Genomic DNA, 24,351 nt, shown 5'->3' with positions numbered 1-24,351 from the left:
TCTACTAGCTGACCCGGGCTACCGCCACTTCGGTCAATAATTCCAGCGCCTGCCGGTGCTCAGAGCCCGGCAGGCAGGCCAGCAGGTCTCTCGCGATCTGCGCCTGCTCTTTTGCTTTTGTCATGGTGTATTCGATGGCACCGGACGCCTTAACGATATCCAGTACCTTCGGCAGGTCATCCAGCCCTCCCTTCCGGATGGCCTGGCGGATCAGTTGCCTTTCGGCTTCGCTACCATTGGCCATGGCGTAGATCAGCGGCAGGGTGGTTTTGCCTTCCGCCAGGTCGTCTCCCACGTTCTTGCCCATGGTTTCGGCATCGCCCTGATAATCGAGAACGTCATCAACCAGCTGGAATGCCAGCCCGAGGTGTTTGCCATAGTCTTTCAGGGCATTTTCCTGTTCCCTGCTGGCTCCGGCCAGCAGGGCGCCCGTGTGGGACGCGGCTTCAAACAGCATGGCGGTCTTGTTGTGGATAACGACCATATACTGGTCTTCGCTCAAGTCCGGGTTCTTCACATTCATCAGCTGCATGACCTCGCCCTCGGCAATAACGGCCGTGGCGTGCGACAGCACGTTCATGATCGGCAGGCTCTGCAGCTCGACCATCATTTCGAAGGCCCGGGCATAGAGGAAATCGCCGACCAGCACGCTGGGCGCGTTGCCCCATTTTGCGTTGGCTGTGCTGCGGCCGCGGCGCATATCGGAGGTGTCTACCACATCGTCGTGCAGCAGGGTGGCGGTATGCAGGAATTCAATCACGGCAGCCAGCTTCAGATGATCGTCTTTCTGGTAGCCGGCGGCCTGGCTGGCCAGGAGAACCAGCAAAGGTCGCAGGCGTTTGCCGCCGCTTTCGATAATGTACTGGGCGATTTTCTCAACCAGCGGGACATCGGAAGCGAGCCGCTTGATGATAAGGTCGTTAACGCGGCTGAAATCATCCGCTACGGTGTCGTAGATGCGCTGGGCTGTCATCGGGCCGGTAAGTCCCTTGCTGGTGTTTTCGTTGAGTTTTCGGGCAGGTCGCGGCAATGCTAGGTATTGCTGCTTACAGTGTCAACTTGAGCCGGAATCCGGCTTGTATTGGTCGACGGGTTTTCGTACAATCACGCGCCCAACTCATCCCAACCTGCGCTCCCTGCAATAGGGTCGCCAGAGCGCTTCCCTTAGAACCAGGTGGATAAGAGCAGGGATGGGTCAATCGCGGAGACTATGAATGTACGCAGTTATTGTTAGCGGTGGTAAGCAGCACCGTGTAAAAGAAGGCGAAACTCTGAAGCTGGAAAAGCTGGAAGTTGAAACCGGCGGTTCCGTTGAGTTTGATCGTGTTCTTCTGGTTGCCAATGGCGACGACGTAAAAGTTGGCGCTCCGGTTGTTGAAGGTGCCAAGGTGACCGCAGAAGTGGTTAGCCACGGTCGTCACGACAAAGTGAACATCATCAAGTTCCGTCGTCGTAAGCATCACATGAAGCGTCAGGGCCACCGTCAGTGGTTTACTGAAGTCAAGATCACGGGTATCCAGGGCTAAGCCCTCGATTAACCCCTTAATGAAGGAGGCTGGTAATGGCTCATAAAAAGGCAGCAGGTAGTACCCGTAACGGTCGCGATTCCGAGTCGAAACGACTTGGTGTCAAGCGCTACGGTGGCGAGTCTGTATCTGCAGGCAGCATCATCGTTCGTCAGCGTGGCACCCGTTTCCACGCTGGCAGCAACGTAGGCATTGGCAAGGACCACACCCTGTTCGCGAAAGCGGAAGGTCAGGTGAAGTTCGAAACCAAAGGCCCGCAGAACCGCAAGTTCGTAAGCATCGTTCCGGCTGCGTAAGCAGCGGCGATCCGGTTCTGTTGAACCTTGGGTTTGCCTGATATGCTGATTTAGTCAGTTCTCAGGTGAATCCGGAGCCCCGCAAAGCTTCCTTGAGGCTGCGGGGCTTTTTAGTTTATGCAAAGGCATTTGGCGTATGAAATTTGTAGACGAAGCCACCATCATTGTTGAAGCCGGTAAAGGCGGGCATGGTTGCCTGAGCTTCCGGCGGGAAAAGTACGTGCCAAAGGGTGGTCCCGACGGCGGTGACGGTGGGGATGGCGGTTCCGTCTATCTGGAGGCGGACAGCGCACTCAATACCCTGATTGATTACCGCTTTCAGCGTAAATACAAGGCCCAGAATGGTGAGCCGGGCGCTGGCCGTAACTGCACCGGTACCAAAGGCGAAGATCTGGTGCTGCCGGTGCCAGTTGGCACGACGGTGGTGGATATGGATACTCATGAAGTGCTGGGTGATCTGACCAAAGAAGGTCAGCGTCTGAAAGTGGCTCAGGGTGGTTTTCACGGCCTTGGCAATACCCGTTTCAAGTCGTCCGTTAATCGTGCTCCTCGTCAGACCTCCAAAGGGTCTGAGGGTGAGGCGCGTAATCTGCGTCTGGAGCTGAAGGTTCTGGCCGATGTCGGTTTGCTGGGTTTGCCCAATGCTGGCAAGTCTACGTTCATCCGGTCGGTTTCCGCCGCGCGCCCGAAGGTAGCGGATTATCCCTTCACCACCCTGGTACCGAATCTTGGTGTGGTCAGTGTGCAGGCTCATCAAAGCTTTGTTATCGCGGATATTCCTGGTCTGATTGAGGGGGCGGCCGAGGGTGCGGGGCTTGGTATTCGTTTCCTGAAGCACCTGGTCCGGACGCGCTTGTTGCTGCACCTGGTGGATGTTGCTCCTTATGACGGCTCGTCCCCGGCCGACGCGGTCAGGGCGATTGCCCACGAACTCGAAAAGTTCAGTGAAACGCTGGCCAGCCGTCCTCGTTGGCTGGTGCTGAACAAGGTCGATATGGTCGCCGAGAAAGATCGTGAGGCCCATTGTCAGGCCATTGTTGATGAGCTTGGCTGGGAGGGGCCTGTGTTCCGCATTTCCGCGCTGAGTGGTGAGGGCACCAAACCTCTGGTGCAGGCCGTGATGCGCTGGATTGAGGAACAGGCCGAGCAGGAAGCCGACAATCCCGATTTCGCTGAGCAGGAAGCCGCGCGCAGGCGTCGCATGGACGAAGAGGCCCGTCAGAAAATTGAGGCGGATCGTCAGGCCCGTAGAGCGGCCCGTAACGCAGATGATGACGACGACTTTGACGACGATGATTACGACGTTGAAGTGGTTTACGCACCGGAATAACTCACTAACGGAAGAGACTGTACCGCTATCATGAGTGAACGCCTTCAGCTTCGACAGGCCCGCCGCCTGGTGGTCAAGATCGGTAGTGCCTTGCTGACCAATGATGGCAAAGGTCTGGATGTGGCCGCGTTGGGGTTGTGGGTAGATCAGATCGCAGAGCTGATTGCCGAAGGGGTGGAGGTGGTGGTGGTGTCCTCCGGCTCGGTCGCCGAAGGCATGAGTCGCCTTGGTTGGACAGTTCGCCCCCAGCACTTGCACGAGTTGCAGGCTGCGGCTGCTGTGGGGCAGATGGGGCTTGTGCAGACCTGGGAGGCCCAGTTCAAGCGCCATGATATCCATACGGCGCAGATTCTGCTGACCCACGACGACCTCTCCGACCGCAAGCGTTACCTGAACGGCCGCAGTACCCTGCGTACGTTGCTGGATTACGGTGTGGTGCCGATCGTGAACGAGAACGATACGGTGGTGACCGACGAGATCCGCTTTGGTGATAACGACACCCTGGGTGCGCTGGTGGCTAATCTGATTGAGGCGGATGGTCTGATTATTCTGACCGATCAGGTGGGGTTGTTTAATAAAGACCCCCGCAAGCACGGCGATGCCGTGCTTGTGACCGAGCGCAGGGCGGAAGATCGCGAGCTGGATGCCATGGCCGGCGGTGGTGCCGGAGCGCTCGGGCGCGGTGGTATGCAGACCAAGCTGAGGGCGGCCCGGTTAGCGGCCCGCTCAGGCGCGTTTACGGTGATTGTTGGTGGCCGGATTGAGCATGTGATTGCCCGATTACGCCAGGGTGATGTGATTGGTACCTTGCTGTTGCCGGAGCAGGGGCGGCTGGCGGCCAGAAAGCAGTGGATTGCCAGTCACTTGCAAACCCGGGGCAAGCTCACGCTGGATGATGGTGCGGTGAAGGTGTTGCGCCAGGGTGGGCGGAGTCTGTTGCCGGTGGGTGTGAAGGCTGTGTCCGGGCAGTTCCGGAGGGGGGAGATGGTCTCCTGTGTCGATCTGACTGGCAAAGAAATCGCGCGGGGGCTGGTTAACTATGACGCTGATGAAGCCAGGGCCATCTCGGGTCGGTCCAGTGATCGCATTAATGATGTTCTGGGTTATGTGTCTGATGAGGAGATGATCCATCGGGATAATCTGGTGGTGGTTTGATCTTTTTCGCTTGATTCAGACACAAAAAAACCGGCTGATTAGCCGGTTTTTTTATTTCGCACAGAATCAGGCGCTTTTGAGGGCCTTGATTTTGGCGTTCAGACGGCTCTTGTGGCGAGCAATCTTGTTCTTGGCGAAGATGCCTTTGTTAACCATGCTGTCCATGATCGGCTGAGCTTCTTTCAGAGCAGCCTGTGCTTCATCGTGGTTGCCGGCCTTGATCTTGGCGTCGACCTTTTTCATGTAGGTGCGTGCCATGGAACGCAGGCTGGCGTTATGCTTGCGGTTTTTCTCGTTCTGACGAGCGCGCTTCTTGGCTTGCGGGGAATTTGCCACCGTAAAACTCCTGAAAATTCGTTGCTATAAAAAAGAAATTTTTACATCGCGGGCGCGCCAAAACCAGCGCGTCGAAATAAATGACGCGGAACTATGCCGCTGAATGCCCGAAATGTCAAGGCCGCCGCACGGTTCGTGCCTCGCCTGCAAAGCCCTGTGATACACTCCGGCATCGCAGCGCTGGGGCTGGCCGTGGGGCGTTACTCCGCCTTGTGGATTACCGAGATGGCCCGTAGCTTCCACTCAGGATTCTGGACGTCGAAATCATGTCTTCCGAACAACGAAAGCCACCCTCAACAGGGAAGTCAGAACCGCCCAGGGCGCCGGGATTGTTGAGATCGTCTGGCGTGGTCGGGATGATGACCATGCTGTCCCGGGTGTTGGGTCTGGTTCGGGATATGGTGATTGCCCGCTATTTTGGCGCGGGAGCGGGGGCTGACGCGTTTTTTGTGGCATTCAAGATTCCCAACTTCCTCCGGCGTCTGTTTGCCGAAGGTGCGTTTTCTCAGGCTTTTGTGCCGGTGTTGTCATCCTATCGGGAAACGCAGGATATTTCGCAAGTGAAACGCCTGGTAGACGCCGTGGCCGGTTCTCTGGGTTTGGTGCTTCTGGCGGTAACTCTTGTTGCGATGCTCGGCTCGCCGGTGCTGACCGCGGTGTTTGCGCCAGGATTTCTGGGTGACGACGTCAAGTTTGCGCTCACCAGCGAGATGCTGCGCATTACCTTTCCGTATCTGCTGTTGATATCCCTGACCGCCTTTGCGGGTGGCATTCTCAACAGTTATGACCGGTTTGCGGTGCCGGCCTTTACGCCGGTACTGCTGAACCTGGCCATGATTGCTGCGGCTATTTTCCTCACCCCGGTGATGGATGAGCCGGTGATGGCGCTGGCCTGGGGCGTGTTCATTGCCGGGGCCTTGCAGCTGTTTTTCCAGTTGCCGTTTCTGATGCGTTTGGGGTTATTGCCCAGGCCCAGGATTGATTACCGGCACGAAGGGGTAAGTCGTATTCTGAAGCTGATGGCGCCGGCGCTGTTCGGGGTTTCGGTCAGTCAGATCAATTTGTTGCTGGATACCGTGCTGGCCTCCTTCCTGCAAACCGGCAGCGTGTCCTGGCTTTACTATTCCGACCGTTTGTCGGAGTTGCCATTGGGGGTGTTCGGTATTGCGATCGCCACGGTGATTCTGCCCAGCCTGTCGCGTAAGCATGCGGCGGCCTCCGCGGACCAGTTTGCGGCTACTCTTGACTGGGCTGTGCGGGCGGTTCTGCTAATTGGTGTGCCGGCCGCCCTGGCGTTGGCTTTGCTGGCCGAGCCATTGATCGCCACTCTGTTCTACTACGGCGAAGTGACTGATCGCGACGTCGCGATGTCTGCACAAAGTCTGCGGGCCTATTCTGCGGGTTTGCTGGCATTCATGTTGATCAAGGTGCTGGCGCCAGGTTTTTTCGCCCGGGAAGATACCAAAACCCCGGTAAAGATTGGTGTGATCGCCATGGTCGCCAATATGGTGTTTAACCTGGCGCTGATTGTGCCGCTGGCCCATGCAGGGCTTGCGCTGGCGACGTCGCTTTCTGCCTGGCTCAACGGTTATCTGCTCTGGCGCGGACTCCGCAAGGAAGGCGCCTGGAAAAGCCAGTCGGGCTGGCCAAAGTTCCTGATGCAACTGGCGGTTGCGAACGGCGCACTGGCAGCGGTGATCCTCTGGCTGAATGTGCCGGTTGGCCAGTGGCTGGCCTTTACTGGCCTGCAGAGGGCCTCGGAAATGGCGATTCTGGTCGTGGCCGGGGTTTTCGCCTATTTTGTTGCGCTCGTCCTTGTGGGTGTCCGCGTGCGGCAATTCCGCCAGAAGTAAGGCGTTGTGATTTCTACCACGCCGGCTCCTGGGGTATAATCGCGCGTTTTCTCACCAGTGCGTCGCACGTTCGCGCCGGCGCACCGAAAGCCATTGGCAGCATTAGGGTTCGCAGTACATGCGTCTGATTCGAGGCCTGACCAATCTCAAACATATCGCGGGAAGTGCGGATTCTCCGCTGGCCGATGGGTGCGTGGCCACTATCGGCAACTTTGACGGCGTTCATCGGGGCCACAAGACCATCATCGATCAGGTCAAAGGCAAGGCTCGGGTACTCAACCTGCCGTCTGTGGTGATGATTTTTGAGCCTCAGCCCCAGGAGTTCTTCAAGGGGGCGGAAGCGCCTCCCCGGTTGATGCCGTTTCGCCAGAAATTTGAAGCTCTGCTTGGCGAAGGCGTAGATGTGGTGCTGTGCATCCGCTTTGACGAAACCTTCCGCAACTATTCCGGCATGGGCTTTATCGAAGACGTGCTGATCAACGGCCTTGGCGTTCGTCACCTGGTTGTGGGCGACGACTTCCGCTTCGGCTGCGACCGGGCCGGAGACTTCAAGCTGCTGCAAAGCGTGGGGCAGGAACGGGGCTTCACAGTTGAGAATACCCGCACTGTTATGGTGGACGGCGAGCGGGTGAGTAGCACCCGGGTGCGCAACGCCCTGAATGTGAACGGACTTGAGGAAGCCGAGCGACTGCTGGGGCACCCATACCGGATCCATGGGCGGGTGGTATATGGCCGGCAGCTGGGCCGGCAGATCGGCGCGCCCACCGCCAATATCCTGCTGCATCAGATGCCGGCGCTGAGAGGGGTTTACGTGGTGAGGGCCCGGCTTGATACCGGGGAATGGCGTGATGGCGTGGCGAACATCGGCCTGCGTCCCACGGTAGATGGCAAGCGACCATCGCTGGAAGTGCACCTGTTTGACTTTGCTGGCACACTTTATGGCCAGCACCTGGAAGTCGTGTTCCGCCATGGCCTGCGGGACGAAGTGAAATTCGACTCTGTTGACGAACTTCGGCAACAGATCGCCCGGGATTTTGACCATGCCCGGGCCTGGTTGGCGGAGAACCCCGCCACCCCGGAAACCTGATTCAACTGACCAACCAAGAGTACGCACACAGACATGAGCGACTACAAGCATACCCTGAATCTGCCGGAAACCGCGTTCCCCATGCGCGGTAACCTGGCCAAGCGCGAGCCGGACATGCTCAAGCACTGGCAGGACCTGAACGTTTACGGCAATCTGCGCAAGCAGCGCCAAGGTCGTGAGAAGTTCATCCTGCACGATGGCCCTCCCTACGCTAACGGCAGCATTCACATCGGGCATGCGGTCAACAAGATCCTGAAAGACATGATCGTGAAATCCCGCAGTTTCATGGGCTACGACGCACCCTACGTGCCGGGCTGGGATTGCCACGGTCTGCCTATCGAGCACAAGGTTGAGCAGGAAATCGGCAAGGCCGGCGTAAAGGTGGACTACAAAACCTTCCGCCAGGCCTGCCGAGACTACGCCACCAAACAGATCGAAGGTCAGAAGGCCGACTTTATCCGCCTGGGCGTGATGGGTGAGTGGGACAAGCCCTATCTGACCATGGATCCGAAAGTGGAGGCAGGCATTGTCCGGGCGTTGGGCAAGATCGTCGCCAAGGGCCACCTGGTGCGGGGCTTCAAGCCGGTTTACTGGAGTGTGGTTGGTCAGTCCGCACTGGCAGAAGCCGAAGTTGAATACCAGGACAAAACTTCAACCCAGATTGACGTGCGCTTCACTGTCGTGGATCAGGACGCCGTACTGAAAACCTTCGGAACCAGCGAAGGTGAGGGCGATGTATCCCTGGTGATCTGGACCACGACTCCCTGGACGATTCCCGCCAACCAGGCGGTGTCCATCGGTGCCGATATTGAATACGCACTGGTACAGTTAGATGTCGGCCACGGCGCTGAGCGAATGATTTTGGCCACGGACATGGTGCAGGGCATCATGGCTCGCTGGGGTGTGGAAGACTACAAAGTGCTGGCCAACGTCTCCGGTTCCGCACTGGAAAACCAGTTGCTGCAACATCCGGTGTACGACAAGCAAGTGCCTGTGCTGCTGGGTGACCACGTTTCCCTGGACGCCGGTACCGGTGCAGTACACACAGCGCCTGACCATGGTATGGAAGACTTCGTGGTGGGTAAGGAATACGGCATTGGCACCCTCAACCTGGTGAAAGCCGACGGCACCTATACCGACGCGGCCGGCGAATTCGCTGGTGTGCACGTATACAAGGCCGATGAGCCGGTATGCGCCGCGCTGGAACGCGAAGGCAAGCTGGTACGCTCGGAAAAATTCCGCCACAGCTACCCGCACTGCTGGCGCACCAAGACCCCGCTGATCTACAGGGCTACGCCCCAGTGGTTCATCAGCATGGACAAGCTTAACCTGCGCGCCGATGCCCTGGAAGCCATCAAAGGCGTGCGCTGGGTGCCGGCCTGGGGCCAGAATCGCATCGAGGCCATGTTCGAGCAGAGCCCGGACTGGTGTATTTCCCGTCAGCGCACGTGGGGCGTGCCGATCACCCTGTTTATCCATAAGGAAACCCAGGAGCTGCACCCGAACACCCAGGAGCTGATCGAGAAAGTCGCCCAGGCGGTGGAAACCGGCGGCATCGATGCCTGGTACGACATTGACCAGAACGAACTGCTGGGCGCCGATGCTGACCAGTACGAAAAAGTGCTGGATACCCTGGACGTCTGGTTTGACTCGGGTGTCACCCATGACTCTGTATTGCGGGTACGTGAAGAATTGGGCCAGTTCCCGGCCGATATGTACCTGGAAGGCTCTGACCAGCATCGTGGCTGGTTCCAGTCATCCCTGAAAACCTCCATTGCCATGAATGGCGTGGCGCCGTACAAACAGGTGCTCACTCACGGTTTCACTGTGGATGCCAAGGGCTACAAGATGTCCAAGTCCCTGGGTAACGTTATCGCCCCACAGGAAGTCATGAACGAGCTGGGTGCAGACATCCTGCGTTTGTGGGTCTCTGCCACCGACTACAGCGGTGAGATGAGCGTTTCCAAGGATATCCTGCGCCAGACTGCAGACGGCTATCGCCGTATCCGCAACACTGCACGCTTCCTGTTGAGCAACCTGACCGGGTTTGATCCGGACCAGCATATGGTCGCGCCGGAAGACATGATCGCCCTGGACCGCTGGATGGTCGACCGTGCCCTGCAGCTCCAGAACGAATTGCACGAAGACTACGGCAACTATGCCTTCCTTCGGATCTACCAGAAGGTGTACAACTTCTGTGAAGCCACTCTGGGTGGCTTCTACCTGGACATCATCAAGGACCGCCAGTACACCACCCAGGCCGACAGCCTGGCGCGACGTTCCTGCCAGACCGCGCTCTATCATGTAGCCGAAGCCCTGGTGCGCTGGATTGCGCCAATCCTGAGCTTCACCGCTGATGAAATCTGGCAGCACCTGCCGGGTAAGCGCGGCGACACCGTGTTCTACGAAACCTGGTACGAGGGCTTGACTGCACTGCCTGAAGGCTTCGAGTTAGGCCGTGACTACTGGCGTGAAATCTACGCGGTGAAAGAGGCGGTCAACAAGTGCCTGGAAGAAGCCCGTGCCCGTAGTGAAATCAAAGGCTCGTTGAGCGCGGAAGTGACTCTGTACTGCGAAGGCCAACTGGCTGAGCGCCTGAATCATCTGGGGGAAGAGCTGCGCTTTGTGCTGATTACCTCTGAAGCCACCGTCAGGCCGGTGAGCGAAGCGGCCGGCGTAGAGCAAACCAACCTGGAAGGTCTGCTGGTGAAAGTGACCCCGGCGACTCACGCCAAGTGCGAACGCTGCTGGCACCACCGTGAAGACGTGGGGCAGAACGAGCAGTACAGCGATCTGTGTGGCCGTTGCGTGACCAATGTGGAAGGCCCGGGTGAAACCCGTGCATACGCCTGATGGACGCGGTCATGACTGAGGGTAGGGCAGGCAGCAAGCTGAAGTGGTTGTGGCTGGCAGTGCTGGTGGTCGCCATCGACCTGGGCACCAAGGCCATGGCCACAGCCATGCTCACCTACGGTAACCCGGTACCGGTAGTGCCCAGCTTCAACCTGACCCTGCTGCACAACACCGGCGCCGCGTTCAGCTTCCTGGCCGATGCCGCCGGCTGGCAGCGCTGGTTCTTCGTGACCCTGGCGGTTGTGGTCAGTGTGGTGCTGGTGGGCTGGCTGAGAAAACTCAAAGCCGATGAAACCTGGACCGCGATTGCCATCGTATTGATCCTTGGTGGCGCCATCGGCAACGTATACGACCGGGTGGTGCATGGTTACGTGGTGGACTTCCTGCATTTCTACTGGCAGGACTGGCATTTCCCGGCCTTTAACCTGGCCGACACCGCCATCACCATTGGTGCTGCCATGATGATCATCGATGCATTCCGTAAACCCGCTGGTGCCAGCGGCGATGCTGACAGGAGCAACTGAACCCCATGAAAGAACTGCCCATCGACAAGGGAACCCGCGTGAAACTGCACTTCGCCCTGAAGTTTGAAGATGGCGAAACTGTGGATACCACCTTCGACAAAGAGCCGGCTACCCTGGAAATCGGCGACGAAAACCTGCCGGAAAACTTTGAAGCCTACCTGGTGGGTCTGAAAGCCGGTGACCACAAAACCTTCGAAGTTCCCCCGGAAAAAGCCTTCGGCCAGCATAACCCCAGCAACGTGCAGACTTTCAAGCGCCACGAATTCAGTGCCGACATGGTGCTGGAGCCCGGCGTGGTGGTGTCCTTCGCCGACGCGCGCCAGCAGGAACTGCCCGGTGTGGTTAAGCGGGTGGAAGGTGACCAGGTGGATGTGGACTTTAATCACCCGCTGGCAGGGCATACACTGCAGTTTGAAGTGCAGATTATCGACGTTGAACCAGCAGGGCCGACACACTGATTATGCAAATCCGACTCGCTAACCCCCGTGGCTTCTGTGCCGGCGTAGACCGCGCCATAGAAATCGTAAATCGCGCGCTGGACGTGTTCGGAGCGCCCATCTACGTACGCCACGAAGTGGTTCACAACAAATTCGTGGTAGACAACCTGCGTAACAGGGGCGCGATCTTTGTCGACGAGTTGGACGAAGTGCCTGACGATAAACTGGTGATCTTCAGTGCCCACGGTGTGTCTCAGGCCGTACAGAATGAAGCGGCCCGCCGAGGCCTGAAAGTGTTCGACGCCACCTGCCCGCTGGTCACCAAAGTACATATGGAAGTGATGCGCTACAGCCGCGACGGCCGCGAGTGCATCCTGATTGGCCACCATGGTCACCCGGAAGTAGAAGGCACCATGGGCCAATACGACCACAGCAACGGTGGCGACATTTACCTGGTCGAAGACGAAGCCGACGTGCAGAAGCTGGAAGTGAGAGATCCAGGCCGCTTGTCCTTCGTTACCCAGACTACCCTCTCCATGGACGATACCGCACGGGTAATCGACGCCCTGCGCGCCAAATTCCCGGAAATCGAAGGTCCCCGCAAAGACGACATCTGCTATGCCACCCAGAATCGGCAGGATGCCGTCAAACAACTGGCCGGTGACTGCGACATCATGCTGGTTGTGGGCTCCCCCAACAGCTCCAATTCCAACCGCCTGCGGGAACTGGCTGAACGCATGGGGACGCCTGCTTACCTGATTGATGAGGCTGCCCAGATAGAGCCGCAATGGCTTGAGGGCAAGAAGGCCGTAGGAGTCACTGCTGGAGCGTCGGCTCCGGAGGTGCTGGTTGCCGACGTGATTGCCCGACTCAAGGAGTTGGGCGGGGAAGAACCGGAGGAAGTCTCAGGCCGGGAGGAGAACATTGTCTTCTCGATGCCGAAAGAACTGAGGATTGACGCCCTTCAAATCGACTGAACCTGAAGGGCTATCAATTCTTTTGATGTTACCAGCAGCCCGCCTGGGCTGCGCCTCTGACGCCTTCATCGTTCAGCGTCAGCGTGCCGCAATCATCATTGGCTTGAGCACCCGTGGGGACCGCCTGCAGAGTATAGGTGTCTCGCGTCGCGTTCACGGAAAAGCTGATGTTATAAAACGCTGTGCCTGTTTGCGGCGATTGCGTGAAGGGCAATACTGGATTATTGCCACCATCTCTGTAGTCAAAGCCGTTTGAGTAGCGTCTTTCCATCCACTGGGCCAGTTCCAACAGGTCTGCCTGGGCTGTGGTTCGTCGGGTTTGTTCCACCTGGTTCTGGTAGAGCGGCAGGGCTATTGCAGCTATGATCGCGATGATTGCAACCGCGATCATGAGCTCGACCAATGTGAAACCGGCATTCGATTGAATCTTCAAGGTAATAGATCCTTACTCTGGAATGTGTTTTGGCGGATCAATCGCGTATAACGCTGAGACCCACCGCCACTGTTGGCCCCGAGCCGCCCGCAGTATCGGGCGACAGTTCCAGTCTGATGGAGTCTCCTGGCTGAATTTGCTGCAGCACCTGTTCTCGTGACCAGACGGTATTCCTGAACTGGACGAGTCTGTCGAGCGTGAAGGACTCATCATCGACGATCAGGATGGATTCCTCAGCGTGGATGGCGTTTATGGCCCCCTCGTAAAAACGATCATTTGTATTCATAGGTGTGCCGTCAGCGATCTCCTCCTGAGCCTGAAGGCCGGAAGAAATGGATATCGCGACCAATAGGGCGCCTAAACTGCCTAGGGTTTTCTTGTTGATTCGGCGAACGCCGAGAAGCTTGAACGGATTCTTCATGGTCAATCCCGTTTCTAGGTTGAGTCAGTTTTGGGACCAGCTTCTTAACGAAGCTGCTCCCAGGTCTGTCTTCCGATGTTTGTGTCGAGCGATCTGGCGCATAAGCCATCCTCGCATGGATCGCCGGGTGACAACTGAGTCGGGTCCAGCCCCGGAATGACGATCTCCGCGTCACCGTCGGACGTGGCTATGGTCCGGTTTTCGCCACCATACCCAACCTGGATACCACTGGGCGCATACCCCCCGGTAATATCGCCGGTATTGAATTTACCGTCGCTGTTCAGGTCGAAAACTGCCGTGTCTGAGGGCGCACCTGTGCTCAGCCTGAGGTCCATCAGAAACCCTGTTCGTCCGCTGCCACAGGGGTCGCGGTCTGGAATAACGGTCGTGAAACGCACCCGATCCGGGTTAACACCAAATGGGAAGGTGGCACGACTGATCACCCGTTCGCCTACCTTATTCCCGTTATAAGCCAGATCCAGGTACCAGCCACTTTGGGTTGTCAGGCTGTTGCCGGAGGTGTCTCGGACAATGAAGCTATTGGATCCATTTCCGGATGCCTTGCTGACACTGATACTTTCCTGTTTGGTGATGGTTTGCTCCAGCAGGTCTGAGCGCGCTAATCCGCTCTTGTTCAAATCATCCTTGATGGCATAAAGCGACTGAATATCGTAGTCACCTTCGTCCCCGCTGCGGAGGAAACTACCGGTGCCGAAGGCGACAACCAGTTCATCGCTGTCGTTTGGATTAAGCGCCACGCGCGGGGCCACAGTGATCGGCTGGCTATTTCCCGCTGGACTTTGCGCTGTAAATACCTTGGTCGCGGACCAATTAGACACTCGCCCTGTCAGGTCAAACCTCCAGAGGTTGCCCAACAGGTCTCCACCGTAGGCATAACGGGTTACCGGGTCGGTTTCAGGAAAGCTGGTTACTGTCACTGATGCCAGTCCATTGGGGCTGGTGGCAGAGCCTGCTCCAGTCTGTATTTCTTTGATCAGGGTACCGGTCTCAAGATCCACAACGAACAAGCTCGATTGCCCGCTGTCGCCATTGTAGCCATTGCCGAACAGGGCCACCCAGGTGCCATCGCCCAGCCGGGAAATCTGCGGATCGGTTACGCCATAGCCCAGGTTCGGGTGTGAAAACTCCCATAGAACGTCATCCGATGGAGAGAAAGAACCCGGGTTGGTGACATCAAGTGCGAAAACGGTTTTTCCACCGATGCCCATGCCTCCCAGCAGCACCGTGCGCCAGGACTGCGTCCCGCCGCCAGACTTGTCGATGTAGGCGTCCTGGACACGGGGTGTGCCATCCATGAAATATTTATGGGTGTAGTTGGGCTGCATCAGCTCAGAGATTCGTGCGTAGGTTTTTGACCCCGAGGGCAGCAATAGCTCGGAGGGGATGTAACCAAACAACTCTTCCCCGGTTTCGCTATTGAACGCATGGAGTATGCCGTCGTTTGCGGGTACGTAGAGCGCATCGACACGGTTTTGATACGAGGACGTGGACCTGAAATTCCGGTAAGCGACCCCCTCAGGGTCCGGGAGCCGGGCGAAACCATAGTTGGTTTTACCCACGAACTGAGGGTTGGCATTGATGATATCGCCCATCAGGCGCAAAACGCTGGCGCCACCGTCGTCCTGAACCAGCCGGTCTCTTAACGTCGGGTGGGCATTGTTATCCCCATGGAGCCATGCAATTCGATTGTGCCCAAGGTTGTCCTGGGTGGAGTTGAGCGTAGGGTCGGCGTTCAGAGCATTCTGCTGTGCCGTCGACAGATTCGACAGCGAGCTGGCCGATGCAAACTCCAGCTCAACCCCGGCACTGCCATTGTGGGTAATCAGCTTGCGCGCCTGCGGTTGAGTGCTGGCGAGGACTTCTTCAGCATTCCAGGCTTCTGAGCCTTGATCAAAATTGAAGGCGGTTAACGTTCCAGACCAGTCCTGACTCCTGAATCCAGCGAAGAAACCCAGGGAATCGGTGCGGAGCACTGCTGAACTCACTGCTGCCGAGGATGCAGAGGTTTCAGAACGTGCAATGACATCGCCCAGGAAGCCCTGGATTTCAGTGGTGAATTCGGTTGGATTCTGGGCGCTGGCATAACCGCCCCGGCCGTTAATGGCTGCGTGTAGCAGATCATCGATATTATCCGGGCTTTGGTCGGCGCCGGGCTCTGGCCAGTTAATGGTGATATTTTTGCTCGAGTCCAGTGCGGCCAGCGCGTCGGCTTCCTTGATGTCGCCGGTCACACCCAGGCCGATGGTAAACGTGGTCATGTGCTGCCAGAAGGCCGGATCTGTCGAAGAAACCGGCACTTTATTGGCCAGGTCCGTTCTCAAATCGGTCTTCCAGTATTTCATTGCCACGTCTGCGAGAGTGTTGGAATAGCTGTCCGAAAACGGCGACACCGCCTGGTAGGTGAAGTTTTTACCGTTGGGGTCGGGATTGTTGTAGGTGGGGCCACCGGTTCCATCCGCATTGCCTACCTGCGGACTGCTGCCGTTCCAGATACCATCGGTCATCAGGATTGAGAAACTCTGCCGACATTCAATGTGGGAGGTGTTGTCATTGGTGCCGGGCACTTCACCCCATGGACCACGGTTGTCGGTTCGGGAATAGTACTGACCCACGTCCTTGAGCGCGGTCCGCAACGGGGTGCCGCCATTGATGCTCTTACCGTGCAGCCAGGTCAGGAAGGTTTGTCGGCGTGCCGCTGTGTACGGACGCACCCCGCTCACCAGCGTGTCAGTATTAACACCATCAATGGTTCTTCCGTTGACGTTGATCGCGCCATAGCCAACTCTAATGTTCTCGGGGAGGTCGAAGAAGGCTTCAGTGATACCGGATTTTGCGGCCAATGCCCGGGTGCTGTAATAGGAAAACCAGTTGGCATAGTTCTGTTTTTCCTCGGCGGAGGCATTGTTTAGCAATACGGCTGTATAACAACTGTTTTGCCTGGGGTTGCTGTCACAACTCGTTGAGGAGTTGAACTGCATATAGAAGCCTTGCTCGATGCTGCCAATCTGGTCAAACCGAATATCATTGCGCAGGTCGTCCGTACCCTCTGATTGATCAAAACCGTTGACCCAGGCGTTGGTGTAGGACGAGTTCGGATACCGGCTACTGCCATCTGGCTTGTAGGGCGGCGTGTAGGTCACCGACGGGTCATAATAGATTTTATTGACGTGGCTGGAGTAGTAATAGTTGTTGCCCGCTCGCCCGCTCAAATCGTCTGGCATAAAACGCCAGCCCATGGAGCCCGAGTCGTCAAAAATGAAAACCAGGTTGGGATCCACTGATTCCTTCAGAAACAGTGGCACTTGTGACAGGTTTACCTGAGCGATCGCTGATTGTGCGGTCAGGATAGAAAACGCCGCACTGACACCGAAGGTGGTCAGCTTTGACAGCTTTCTCGACTGTAGCCGTTTGCGGAAGATTTTTTTCATAACTGGCTCTCCGGATGGAATGAGCAATCCTAATCTGATGTTCGTTTATGGTTTTCTTTATCACTGAGGCGGTAGCAGAACGGTTGACTGCAGAACCGTCACTGCCTCGGCACTGCCGCCTTGGGCTCGGGCAGTTGTCATATACCTCTCAAAGCAGGGTTGGCCCGGTTCAATCGGGCAGACATCGGCCAGTCGGGCAATGTGGTAAATCGGCTGTGCGCTGACATCCGGGCCGGCATTACCAACGCCCAGGCGAGTTGGATTGGTGCCATCCCAGAGCCACGGGGTCGCAATCAGCGGCTCATCGAAAGCCGTGAGGCGTGTCGGCAGACTGTTCAGAATATCGTCTTCTGCCTGTCGCAGGGCTGCTTCGGATGCCTGAAACGAAAGAGCTCCATCATGGGCGTTGCTGGCCATCCGTTCCTGCATGATGGATCCCTGCATGCCTCCGATAGCCAGCAGGGATATCAACAGCAGCATGACCAGGGCAATGATCAGGGTGGCGCCTTGCTGTTGTCCAGGAAACTGGCCATTCGCGAGCGGATAACCTGGGGAGACTGCGTCAATCATTGCATTCTACCTCTGATGGTGGTGGTGCCGACGGAAACCAGTCGAACTCGTCTGTCACCGTTGTTGGCCTGGGACACTTCGCTGCCCAGGACGTCAAACAACCGATCGTTTTCTTCATCAAGCACCTCGTCCCGACTGCGGGTGATTACCGCAAATCGGACGCTTGAAACCGAATCCCAGTTAGCCACGAGGTTGGCGGGAACATAATCGTCTGCGGCTTCGTCTCCAACCGTGTCGACGCCATACAGGAGTTGCAGCGTCTCGACCCCTGACACGAGTTCCTGTGGGGGTTCTAACGGTGTCATCAGTCGTCTGAACAGGGCGGGTTCTCCGTTGGTGCCCTGACCGATGTAGTAAGCCATAGAGGTAAATTCATACACGCGTGTTTCAGAGTCATATGCCAGGTTGAAATTGTTGCCATTATTGCCTGGTATGACATTGCCGCCTGCCATGGTCACTGAGCTCGAGTTGAAGTTGTTGCTCTTTTGAAACAACTCGCCTTCAGAACAGTCTCCCAGTGTTGCCAGTACGATCCGGTTGACGGGCACCTCGGAGTTATCAACGAGGTTGATGCTGTTGCCGTTCTGAGGGTTCGCTGCGTTTACAGGCACGCTCAGGGGGGTGAGGGCGTTTATAACGACCACGTCTGAATTGGCCAGTACCGAGCCGGCCAACTGGGCCGGCAGCTGCGCGCCAGCATTACCAGAGGACCAACTGCCCGCCCCCGGTGTGTTCAGAGCGGCGGGAAGGGTAACGCTGTCGCTGGGTCCTGTGCCGTTGAAATCCCAGCCCTGGACGGGCCGCCCCAATGGCATCAGCAGGCCACCATTCAATCGATTATCGACAACCTGGTCCAGCGGCCGGCCCATCTCTGCGAGGCAGCCAAAGCTGCCTGCGGACCGGAAATCCGGGGCGAGGATCGCAGACACAAAGCGTGCGCTCTCTTGTGCATGGGCAAGTCCCTGGGTTTGGCGATACGTTTCGTTTCCGCTCAGATAAATCTGTGTGACGCCAAGCGTCAACAGCAGGCCCAGTGCAACTGCAATCAGCAACTCCACGAGTGAAAGTCCGCGCTGGGATTGCCAACGGGGAGCGGAAGCGTGAGCTCTTGCTTGGATAGTGTGCGCCATCAGATCTGAGTCCTCACCACTACGGGGTTCATTGCCTGGTCGTTTTGATCCCAGTCGATCGTCACAGTGACCGTGTTGTTGAGGCCGTCAATGACAACTGTGCGTTCTGCATCCGGGAGCAGGCAAGCCAGGTTGTTTTCCCAGGTTGCCAGATCATTTGCAGCTACACTCCCGTTTGCCGGGACGAAGGATGTGTCGCAGGCGCCGCCATCAGCGCCTTGGGCATCGCCTTGAGCCAGTGCGTAGCCGGCGATGTTATCCGGATTGGCTCGAATTCGGTCAAGCAGATCCTCCGCCAGCAGAACCGCCTGGCTGCGGCTTTGCGATTGCGTGTTCATCTGCAGGGAGACCACCTGTGTCGATGCGACGCCCAGAATCCCGATACCGAGAATCAGGACGGTGACCAGTATCTCAATGAGTCCGATACCTGCCTGGCGGGTCAGAGCCATGGGGCTGTGCGAATTAACTGTGTGATTTAGGGAATTGATCGTCACGGGCATACTCCGTCTTCCACTTCAGTTCGCCCTACCGGACTGATTCGAATAGTCCGAAACCGTATATCCCCGGCAGCGCAGCCAACGGGAGCGACCGTAAATGTCTGGGCTGCCTGCGGTACCAGAAAACCTCGGCGGTCAAACACGATGTCGGCCGCTGATTCGGTATACGTCAGATTGCCGGGAGCCTCAAAAACACGAATCTGGTTGTTTGTGCAATCACCGGCAGCACCGCCCTCATGGACGCACCAGCCACTGTCGAGCCCGCCATCGGTGCTGAGGGTCACGTTCTCGCCACGCTTGATAGCTTCCGATCTGGCCAGCTTGATGGATGAAACAAGCAGGTTGGTACCTGATACCAGTCGGTTGTTATCGATTAACCTGCCAAATCCCGGAATGGCGATGGTTGCGACAAGCGCGAGAATGACCATCGTCACCATGAGCTCAATTAGCGTAAAACCCGCAGTTCTGTTCCTCATATGCCATCCTGCCCATTAATACAGTCTCAATTACAGCAGAATGAGTCTTACAGTCCATGAGTCTTGCGATAAAAGGTAGTTGTCAGGGAATGAGCGGTACGAGCGTCTGATAAAATGAGACCTCGTACCTGCTATCCCGGTGTGCGATCAGGAACAGACCACGGTGGTGCCCCACGGTAACCTGATGGTTCCGTCCCGGTCTTCGTCATCGAGGCTGCGTAGACGTCCGCCGATATTCAGGGCCAGGTAGCTCATTCTGATATCGTTTGGCTGGGTTCCGGAGCACACCACTATGCTCCCCATTGTGCCGCGGCTCATTCCGGTTGAAGCGAACTGGAAGTAGCCCCGGCCGGCGGTTCGAGTATGGAGTCTCGCCTGGTTGTCGTTGAGGTGGAAAACCTGATGGCTACGCCCATTATCCGGACGCTTGTCGTTGTCGGCGTCAAGGAACACGTGAACCGGTCGGTTCCAGTCGTCGATGCAGGATTGCGCCGGTGTAAGTGGGCATACCGTGATCACTGTCCTGCGGGTGACGGCCAGTGAGCGGGCACTGGCAAACATGCGATGGATCTGATTGACTGTATCCGTGTGGCGCGTTGAGGTGATCAGTTGGGGCCAGGAGACACTGGCCAAGGTAGCCAGAATGGCCATGATAGATAGCGTAAGGGTCAGCTCTATAAGCGTAAACCCGCCACTGCGTATTGTGTAACGCATAGCGAACGTCCTTGTCTGAGGTTATCTGATGAGCTCTGTACATCCTGTTCAGAGCCTGTCAATCCTAACCCAGGCCGCTGGCTTGATTCTAAGTACTGAGTCTACTTCTGGATTACTCCATCCCCAGTTTCTTCAACCGATACCTCAAGGCCCGAAAGCTGATCCCCAGTCTCTTGGCCGCCGCTGTTTTATTCCACCGTGTCGCTTCCAGTGCTTTTTCAATGGCCTGTCTCTCGATGCTTTCCAGATAGCCCTCAAGATCGATCTCACCCTCAGGCACCGGAGCTGCGGCAGCATCCGTTTCTGACTCCGTCTCTCTGGTCGCGGAGGCGGAGCCCGCTGGCACGACACCGCCGCCAAGATGCAGATCTCCGGCATCAATCAGGTCTTCATCGCACAGGGTAAAAGCGCGTTCCAGGATGTTCTCCAGTTCACGAACGTTACCGGGAAACTCGTAGCCTTTGAGTCGTTCGATGGCGGCCGCGGTGAGTTTGGCCGGGTCGCACTCGTATTCCCGCGCTATGCGTTGGAGAATGTGCTCGGCCAGCAGGGGGATATCCTCGGCGCGCTCGCGCAGCGGCGGAACGGCCAGTTCGATGACGTTGATCCGGTAGAACAGATCCTGGCGGAAGTCGCCTTCCTGCACCAGTTCCGGGAGGTTTTTGTGGGTGGCGCTGAGCACCCGGATGTCCACTGGCACTTCTTTGGTGTCACCGACCGGGCGAACGGCTTTCTCCTGGATAGCCCGCAGCAGTTTTACCTGCATGGCCAGGGGCAGGTCGGCCACTTCGTCCAGAAACAGGGTGCCACCATCGGCGGAGCGGAACAGGCCCTGCTTGTTCTCGACGGCTCCGGTGAAACTGCCCTTCTTGTGGCCAAAGAACTCGCTTTCCATCAACTCCGAGGGGATGGCTCCACAGTTCACGGCGACAAAGGGGCCGTCACTTCTGGGCCCTTGCAGATGAATCATGCGGGCAACCAGCTCCTTGCCGCTGCCGGATTCGCCGCTGATAAACACCGGTGCCTGGCTTCGGGCGAGCTTTTTTGTCTGTGTGCGCAGTTTCCGGATTTGCGGCGAGTCGCCCAGAAGCAGGCCGGGCTCATCGGACTCGGCGGTTTCGCGGGCTTTGGGTTCGGACAGCTTCAGAGCGCTGTTGACGAGTTCCCGCAGGCGGGGCAGCTCCACGGGCTTGGATACGAAGTCAAAAGCGCCGGCTTTGAGCGATTCGATAGCCGTGTCCATGCTGCCATAGGCGGTGATCACTGCAACGGGGGTGCAGGGAGTGTGTTGCTGAATCCAGTGAACAAGCTCTATACCATTGCCGTCGGGCAGGTTCATATCTGTCAGGCAGAGCTGGGGATTGTGCTGCTGCAGTAGTTCCCTGGCGCTGGCCAGATCGGGGGCAGTGTAGGTAGTAATGCCCATCCGGGTGAGGGTGATTTCCAGTAGATCCCGGATATCCGGCTCGTCGTCAACAATCAGCGCTGTCTGTGTAGTCATTCTGTGTCTTCGGTTCCCTGTTGAATTCAAACGCCCGATGGCCAGCTGGTCAGATCATTCGCCCGGGGTGAGCAAACGTTATGCGGAATCGGCACCCCGGCTGTCCGTCATCGACCAGCGACAGGTGTGCCTGGTTAGCTTCGCATAACTCCCTGGCCAGGTAGAGGCCAAGCCCGGTTCCGCTTTTATCCGTAGTGAAAAAGGGCTCGAATACGGAATGCCGATGCTCGGCACTGATGCCCGGGCCAAAATCCCGAACGTCTACGTAAGCCCGTTTGCCATCGGCCGTGGCGCCCGCAATTAATTGTATCCTGTTTTGCCCGGTCTGCTGTTTGCTGTACCGCAAACCATTGTCGCACAGATTCACCATCACCTGCTCAATCTGGCTCTTGTCGAAACGAGCCTGTGGAATCTCCTCGCTGATATTCAATTCGATCGTGGTGGCCGTTTCCCCATTCACCGTCTGCACGAAATCATCCCGGAACTCGCGAAGCCATTGGCCGACATCTATCAGCTCGGAATTTGCGGTCCGGCGGCGAGAGAGGTCCAGTACATTCTCGATGATGCCATTCACCCGTCGGGAGTGACGGCGAATGATATCGAGCATGCGAAGATCCCCCTCATCCAGGCTGGGGGATTCTTCCATTAACTGGGCTGCGTGGCTGATGGCGCCGAGAGGATTCCGGATTTCGTGAGCGATGCCAGCCGTTAATCGTCCTAGGGACGCCAGCTTCATCTGTTGGGCCTGCTGGGTCACTTTACTCATGTCTTCAATAAACACCAGAATCTGGTCGCCCCGTTCCTGGTCCAGTTGCGTGAAGTTGGCCTGCAAAAGCGGTGAGGTAGACGACGCCTGAAAGGGTTCAATCCGCATGTTGGGGTTTTTCAGCCAGCTTTCGAGCCCCTGCCTGAGCGGTTTAGGCAGTAGCCGTGCACGGGGCTCCAGATCTTCTCCATCGGCGCTCACACCGAACAGCAGTTCTTCAGCAGCGGCATTGGCAAGCCGGATCTGGCCGAAGCGATCAAGTACCAGGATGCCGGTGCGCATACGCTGGATGATCTGCTGGTTGATCTGCTCCAGTTCCTGAATGCTTCTTGCCCGGCTGCTCGCCAGCGCTTCGCTTCGAATCATTCTTTTTGAAATGCTCTGCAGGACGAAGGCAGCGGCAAAGTAGAGTATGCCCAGGGAGCCTGCTCGGACGATGTCATCGGCGGTTTCATTGATAGCCAGAACGGCCCAGCCGGAAATGCCCAGCGAACAGATGGCAGCGAGTGCTGCGTAGAACGTGCCGACCCGACTGGGTGTGAGAATGTTGCCAGCCGCCACCGAAATGATCACGAGGTTGGCCAGGCCATTGGTGATGCCGGTGCTTGCCAGCAAGAGCCCATGCATCACCAGTATGTCGATCAGAATGGAGAGCGTGATATGCCTCTGCCGTGGCTGAAAGCCGGCAAGCAGGAGCAGTGCGGTAAAGCCAATGATTGCCAGGTAGGTAACCACACCCGCCTGGTAGTACTCCAGCCAGCGGAACTTGCTGTCGGTGGTGAATGGATCGAAGAGCAGCAAGCCCAGCAGCATCAGGCTGATGACCACGCGATAATGATTGTAGATCCGGAACAGCCTTCCCTGTTGCTGCTTGGCCGGCGGCCCGAAAGCAGAGCGCTTGCTGTGTTTGTCGGCAGTGTCTTGAGCCATGGAGCGAGTCATCTGTCTGTGTGCGGGAGAAATCTTTGTTGTTGACGGGTTATAATAGCCTTTTAACGGCAACAAGTTACAGGAGCCAGTCCATGCCGGAAGCCGGTCAAACATCCGAGAGCCAGAACGCCGCCAGAAAACTCCGCGTTGTTATGGCGCAACTGGATTTCCTGGTTGGAGATATTCCGGGCAATACCGATCTGATTCTGGAGGCAACCCAGCGGGCCTGGGCGGAGCTTCAGGCCGATATCGTTGTCTTTCCGGAGCTGTGCCTGACCGGCTACCCGCCGGAGGATCTCCTGTTGCGCCCAAGTCTGGACCTTCGCGTGCGCGAAGCACTGGAAAAGCTGCAAAGTGCGGCACTGCCTCCGGCGATGGTCATCGGGGCTCCTATTCGCTCTGGAGGGTTGCTATATAATGCGGCGCTGGTGATTGAAGCTGGTCAGATTCGCGGTCGCTACTTCAAACGCTTCCCGCCGAACTACCAGGTTTTTGACGAAAAGCGCTATTTCGCCGAAGGTTCCGACACACTGGTGCTCGACATTAAAGGCCAGCCTGTCGGCATTACCGTGTGTGAGGATCTCTGGAAAGATGGCCCTGTGGAAGATGCGGCAGCCGCGGGTGCCCGGCTCATCCTTAATCTCAATGCCTCGCCCTACGATATCGATAAACAGGCCCGTCGCAAGGCTTTGCTGGAACGCAAGTCCCGGGAGAACCGGGTCAGCATCGTCTATGTGAACCTTGTGGGCGGCCAGGATGAGCTGGTGTTTGATGGCGGCTCCATGGTGTTTGATCATTCCGGTGGGCTGTCGGCGGAAGTGCTTCAGTTCGAGGAAGGGCTGTACCCGGTGGACCTCTTGTGCGAACACCACTGCCAGCCGATCTCCCGCCCATTGCCGCCAGAACCGCAGCTGGAAGCCAATGTATACCGCGCCCTGGTGACTGGTGTGCGGGATTACGTCAACAAGAATGGTTTCAGGTCGGTAGTACTTGGCCTGTCCGGCGGCATCGATTCGGCGGTTACACTGGCGGTTGCGGTGGATGCACTGGGCAAGGAGCGTGTGCACGCGGTGATGATGCCGTTCCGGTA

General features: G+C 57.3%; 23 protein-coding genes. 11 read left to right on the top strand and 12 right to left on the bottom strand.

Annotated elements, in window-relative coordinates:
• Window positions 1–4: 4 nt before the first annotated feature.
• The gene (ispB, locus tag B3Y70_RS15040) at window positions 5–973 is read right to left on the bottom strand and encodes an octaprenyl diphosphate synthase (RefSeq protein WP_023009250.1); all 969 of its coding nucleotides are present in this window, start codon (window positions 971–973) and stop codon (window positions 5–7) included.
• A gap of 241 nt (window positions 974–1,214) precedes the next feature.
• Between ispB and rplU the strand changes: the two genes are divergently transcribed.
• From rplU to proB, 4 genes are all read left to right on the top strand, one after another.
• A complete protein-coding gene (gene rplU / locus B3Y70_RS15035) occupies window positions 1,215–1,526 on the top strand; it encodes a 50S ribosomal protein L21 (protein WP_011784373.1) in 312 nt (103 codons plus the stop codon).
• 35 nt (window positions 1,527–1,561) lie between these two features.
• The gene (gene rpmA, locus B3Y70_RS15030) at window positions 1,562–1,822 is read left to right on the top strand and encodes a 50S ribosomal protein L27 (protein WP_011784374.1); all 261 of its coding nucleotides are present in this window, start codon (window positions 1,562–1,564) and stop codon (window positions 1,820–1,822) included.
• A gap of 136 nt (window positions 1,823–1,958) precedes the next feature.
• Complete coding sequence (gene cgtA, locus B3Y70_RS15025) at window positions 1,959–3,152, top strand: Obg family GTPase CgtA (protein ID WP_286895334.1); 1,194 nt, start codon at window positions 1,959–1,961, stop codon at window positions 3,150–3,152.
• 30 nt (window positions 3,153–3,182) lie between these two features.
• Window positions 3,183–4,307: a glutamate 5-kinase gene (gene proB, locus B3Y70_RS15020; protein WP_014420591.1), complete on the top strand. Its 1,125-nt coding sequence runs from the start codon at window positions 3,183–3,185 to the stop codon at window positions 4,305–4,307.
• A gap of 66 nt (window positions 4,308–4,373) precedes the next feature.
• Here proB and rpsT read toward each other — a convergent pair whose 3' ends face one another.
• The gene (rpsT, locus tag B3Y70_RS15015) at window positions 4,374–4,643 is read right to left on the bottom strand and encodes a 30S ribosomal protein S20 (protein WP_011784377.1); all 270 of its coding nucleotides are present in this window, start codon (window positions 4,641–4,643) and stop codon (window positions 4,374–4,376) included.
• Window positions 4,644–4,909: 266 nt separating this feature from the next.
• Between rpsT and murJ the strand changes: the two genes are divergently transcribed.
• The 6 genes from murJ to ispH all read left to right on the top strand — a co-directional run bounded on the left by murJ (window position 4,910) and on the right by ispH (window position 12,374).
• Entirely contained in the window at window positions 4,910–6,496 is a 1,587-nt protein-coding gene (gene murJ / locus B3Y70_RS15010) for a murein biosynthesis integral membrane protein MurJ (protein WP_286895337.1), read from the top strand.
• Window positions 6,497–6,614: 118 nt separating this feature from the next.
• Complete coding sequence (gene ribF / locus B3Y70_RS15005) at window positions 6,615–7,583, top strand: bifunctional riboflavin kinase/FAD synthetase (protein ID WP_288590026.1); 969 nt, start codon at window positions 6,615–6,617, stop codon at window positions 7,581–7,583.
• A gap of 33 nt (window positions 7,584–7,616) precedes the next feature.
• Entirely contained in the window at window positions 7,617–10,436 is a 2,820-nt protein-coding gene (gene ileS, locus B3Y70_RS15000; RefSeq protein WP_288590024.1) for an isoleucine--tRNA ligase, read from the top strand.
• A complete protein-coding gene (gene lspA / locus B3Y70_RS14995; RefSeq protein ID WP_286895343.1) occupies window positions 10,436–10,960 on the top strand; it encodes a signal peptidase II in 525 nt (174 codons plus the stop codon). The genes ileS and lspA overlap by 1 nt, the downstream gene beginning before the upstream one ends.
• Before the next feature lie 5 nt (window positions 10,961–10,965).
• Entirely contained in the window at window positions 10,966–11,418 is a 453-nt protein-coding gene (gene fkpB / locus B3Y70_RS14990; protein WP_058341551.1) for an FKBP-type peptidyl-prolyl cis-trans isomerase, read from the top strand.
• 2 nt (window positions 11,419–11,420) lie between these two features.
• Window positions 11,421–12,374, top strand: a complete 954-nt coding sequence (ispH, locus tag B3Y70_RS14985; protein ID WP_273029764.1) for a 4-hydroxy-3-methylbut-2-enyl diphosphate reductase — start codon at window positions 11,421–11,423, stop codon at window positions 12,372–12,374.
• Between the two features lie 28 nt (window positions 12,375–12,402).
• Here ispH and B3Y70_RS14980 read toward each other — a convergent pair whose 3' ends face one another.
• The 10 genes from B3Y70_RS14980 to B3Y70_RS14935 form a co-directional block, all read right to left on the bottom strand.
• Window positions 12,403–12,807 (bottom strand): type IV pilin protein, encoded by a 405-nt coding sequence (locus tag B3Y70_RS14980; RefSeq protein WP_014420598.1) that lies wholly within the window; start codon window positions 12,805–12,807, stop codon window positions 12,403–12,405.
• A gap of 37 nt (window positions 12,808–12,844) precedes the next feature.
• Window positions 12,845–13,228, bottom strand: coding sequence for a hypothetical protein (locus B3Y70_RS14975; protein ID WP_023009255.1), 384 nt, complete (start codon window positions 13,226–13,228; stop codon window positions 12,845–12,847).
• 44 nt (window positions 13,229–13,272) lie between these two features.
• On the bottom strand, window positions 13,273–16,677 hold the full coding sequence (locus tag B3Y70_RS14970; protein WP_121208506.1) for a pilus assembly protein: 3,405 nt from the start codon (window positions 16,675–16,677) through the stop codon (window positions 13,273–13,275).
• Window positions 16,678–16,737: 60 nt separating this feature from the next.
• On the bottom strand, window positions 16,738–17,247 hold the full coding sequence (locus B3Y70_RS14965; RefSeq protein ID WP_199452563.1) for a pilus assembly PilX family protein: 510 nt from the start codon (window positions 17,245–17,247) through the stop codon (window positions 16,738–16,740).
• Entirely contained in the window at window positions 17,244–18,377 is a 1,134-nt protein-coding gene (locus B3Y70_RS14960; RefSeq protein ID WP_081698947.1) for a PilW family protein, read from the bottom strand. Before B3Y70_RS14960 ends, B3Y70_RS14965 begins: the two co-directional genes overlap by 4 nt.
• Window positions 18,377–18,826, bottom strand: coding sequence for a type IV pilus modification protein PilV (gene pilV / locus B3Y70_RS14955; protein ID WP_228285551.1), 450 nt, complete (start codon window positions 18,824–18,826; stop codon window positions 18,377–18,379). The genes B3Y70_RS14960 and pilV overlap by 1 nt, the downstream gene beginning before the upstream one ends.
• A 41-nt stretch (window positions 18,827–18,867) precedes the next feature.
• Window positions 18,868–19,350, bottom strand: coding sequence for a GspH/FimT family pseudopilin (locus tag B3Y70_RS14950; RefSeq protein WP_014420604.1), 483 nt, complete (start codon window positions 19,348–19,350; stop codon window positions 18,868–18,870).
• A gap of 147 nt (window positions 19,351–19,497) precedes the next feature.
• Complete coding sequence (locus B3Y70_RS14945; protein WP_023009260.1) at window positions 19,498–20,064, bottom strand: GspH/FimT family pseudopilin; 567 nt, start codon at window positions 20,062–20,064, stop codon at window positions 19,498–19,500.
• Window positions 20,065–20,176: 112 nt separating this feature from the next.
• Window positions 20,177–21,565: a sigma-54-dependent transcriptional regulator gene (locus B3Y70_RS14940; protein WP_288590022.1), complete on the bottom strand. Its 1,389-nt coding sequence runs from the start codon at window positions 21,563–21,565 to the stop codon at window positions 20,177–20,179.
• Between the two features lie 49 nt (window positions 21,566–21,614).
• A complete protein-coding gene (locus tag B3Y70_RS14935; protein ID WP_273029754.1) occupies window positions 21,615–23,261 on the bottom strand; it encodes a sensor histidine kinase in 1,647 nt (548 codons plus the stop codon).
• 92 nt (window positions 23,262–23,353) lie between these two features.
• Here B3Y70_RS14935 and B3Y70_RS14930 point away from each other — a divergent pair.
• Window positions 23,354–24,351 (top strand): nitrilase-related carbon-nitrogen hydrolase (locus B3Y70_RS14930; protein WP_288590021.1); only part of this gene is annotated, 998 nt, incomplete at its 3' end.

It is taken from the genome of Marinobacter sp. UBA5687, from assembly GCF_002420325.1.
Classification (GTDB): domain Bacteria; phylum Pseudomonadota; class Gammaproteobacteria; order Pseudomonadales; family Oleiphilaceae; genus Marinobacter; species Marinobacter nauticus.
Note: the sequence above shows the minus strand (reverse complement) of the source record. Positions and strands in the feature narration are given on the sequence as shown.

Coding starts and splice junctions, on each gene's coding strand:
- ispB (WP_023009250.1), bottom strand. CDS start 973: ATGACAGCCCAGCGCATCTACGACACCGTAGCGGATGATTTCAGCCGC.
- rplU (WP_011784373.1), top strand. CDS start 1,215: ATGTACGCAGTTATTGTTAGCGGTGGTAAGCAGCACCGTGTAAAAGAA.
- rpmA (WP_011784374.1), top strand. CDS start 1,562: ATGGCTCATAAAAAGGCAGCAGGTAGTACCCGTAACGGTCGCGATTCC.
- cgtA (WP_286895334.1), top strand. CDS start 1,959: ATGAAATTTGTAGACGAAGCCACCATCATTGTTGAAGCCGGTAAAGGC.
- proB (WP_014420591.1), top strand. CDS start 3,183: ATGAGTGAACGCCTTCAGCTTCGACAGGCCCGCCGCCTGGTGGTCAAG.
- murJ (WP_286895337.1), top strand. CDS start 4,910: ATGTCTTCCGAACAACGAAAGCCACCCTCAACAGGGAAGTCAGAACCG.
- ribF (WP_288590026.1), top strand. CDS start 6,615: ATGCGTCTGATTCGAGGCCTGACCAATCTCAAACATATCGCGGGAAGT.
- ileS (WP_288590024.1), top strand. CDS start 7,617: ATGAGCGACTACAAGCATACCCTGAATCTGCCGGAAACCGCGTTCCCC.
- lspA (WP_286895343.1), top strand. CDS start 10,436: ATGGACGCGGTCATGACTGAGGGTAGGGCAGGCAGCAAGCTGAAGTGG.
- fkpB (WP_058341551.1), top strand. CDS start 10,966: ATGAAAGAACTGCCCATCGACAAGGGAACCCGCGTGAAACTGCACTTC.
- ispH (WP_273029764.1), top strand. CDS start 11,421: ATGCAAATCCGACTCGCTAACCCCCGTGGCTTCTGTGCCGGCGTAGAC.
- B3Y70_RS14975 (WP_023009255.1), bottom strand. CDS start 13,228: ATGAAGAATCCGTTCAAGCTTCTCGGCGTTCGCCGAATCAACAAGAAA.
- B3Y70_RS14970 (WP_121208506.1), bottom strand. CDS start 16,677: ATGAAAAAAATCTTCCGCAAACGGCTACAGTCGAGAAAGCTGTCAAAG.
- B3Y70_RS14965 (WP_199452563.1), bottom strand. CDS start 17,247: ATGATTGACGCAGTCTCCCCAGGTTATCCGCTCGCGAATGGCCAGTTT.
- B3Y70_RS14960 (WP_081698947.1), bottom strand. CDS start 18,377: ATGGCGCACACTATCCAAGCAAGAGCTCACGCTTCCGCTCCCCGTTGG.
- pilV (WP_228285551.1), bottom strand. CDS start 18,826: ATGGCTCTGACCCGCCAGGCAGGTATCGGACTCATTGAGATACTGGTC.
- B3Y70_RS14950 (WP_014420604.1), bottom strand. CDS start 19,350: ATGAGGAACAGAACTGCGGGTTTTACGCTAATTGAGCTCATGGTGACG.
- B3Y70_RS14945 (WP_023009260.1), bottom strand. CDS start 20,064: ATGCGTTACACAATACGCAGTGGCGGGTTTACGCTTATAGAGCTGACC.
- B3Y70_RS14940 (WP_288590022.1), bottom strand. CDS start 21,565: ATGACTACACAGACAGCGCTGATTGTTGACGACGAGCCGGATATCCGG.
- B3Y70_RS14935 (WP_273029754.1), bottom strand. CDS start 23,261: ATGGCTCAAGACACTGCCGACAAACACAGCAAGCGCTCTGCTTTCGGG.